Annotated in this window: 1 protein-coding gene and 1 pseudogene; one reads left to right on the top strand and one right to left on the bottom strand. The window is 33.5% G+C overall.

Features of this window, described 5'->3' with window-relative positions:
* Positions 1-350: DDE-type integrase/transposase/recombinase (locus tag ACRRVB_RS01700; protein WP_432466267.1), on the top strand; the 350-nt coding region annotated here is incomplete at its 5' end.
* 45 nt (positions 351-395) lie between these two features.
* Here ACRRVB_RS01700 and ACRRVB_RS01695 read toward each other — a convergent pair.
* Positions 396-815 (bottom strand): annotated as a pseudogene (locus ACRRVB_RS01695) (IS6 family transposase); the annotation flags it as partial.
* Positions 816-846: the final 31 nt, after the last annotated feature.

Genomic DNA, 846 nt, shown 5'->3' with positions numbered 1-846 from the left:
CAGCTCTTTCTTTTTTTCGTAAGGCTATCAAAGATAATAACACTCCATCCAAAGTGGTAATTGACAAAAGCGGTAGTAACAAATCTGCACTTGATGCATTAAATTCAGAACTAGATCAAGATCACAAAATTCAAATATTTCAAAACAAATACTTAAATAATAGAGTCGAACAAGATCATAGGTTTATCAAAAAACGGATAAAACCCATGCTAGGGTTTAAGAGTTTCTATTCGGCTAACATTACCATTACAGGAATAGAAAATATTAGAATCATTCAAAAAGAACAACTAATCGGAGCTAAAAAACAGGTATCTACTTTTGAGAACTTCGCTAAACTAATGGCCGCATAATATTCAAAATTAAAGACAAGGGAGAGGACTATACAAAATTAAATACAGATGCGACAGAGCCAATTTGTTACTACCGCTTTTGTCAATTACCACTTTGGATGGAGTGTTATTATCTTTGATAGCCTTACGAAAAAAAGAAAGAGCTGAAGACTTGTCTCTACGTGCACTTAGAAAAAAATCAACTGTATCTCCATAACGATCTACTGCTCTATATAAATAAATCCACTTACCATTTAGTTTGACGTAAGTTTCATCCATTCTCCAACTACTACCAACTGGACGTTTTCTTTTTCTAACTTCTTGATCTATCAGTGGAATGAACTTAATGACCCACCTTTGTAAAGTAGAATGGTCAATCTTTGCGCCTCTCATACGCATCATCTCTTCCAACTCTCTATAGCTTAATGAAAAACGACATTTCATATACACAAATAGAAGGATTAACTCTGGGGAAGAACAAAATCCTTATCATATCTTTAACTTGACACCTATATTT

Source organism: Candidatus Cardinium hertigii, assembly GCF_050864855.1.
In the GTDB taxonomy this organism is placed as follows: Bacteria; Bacteroidota; Bacteroidia; order Cytophagales; family Amoebophilaceae; genus Cardinium; species Cardinium hertigii_C.
Note: the sequence above shows the minus strand (reverse complement) of the source record. Positions and strands in the feature narration are given on the sequence as shown.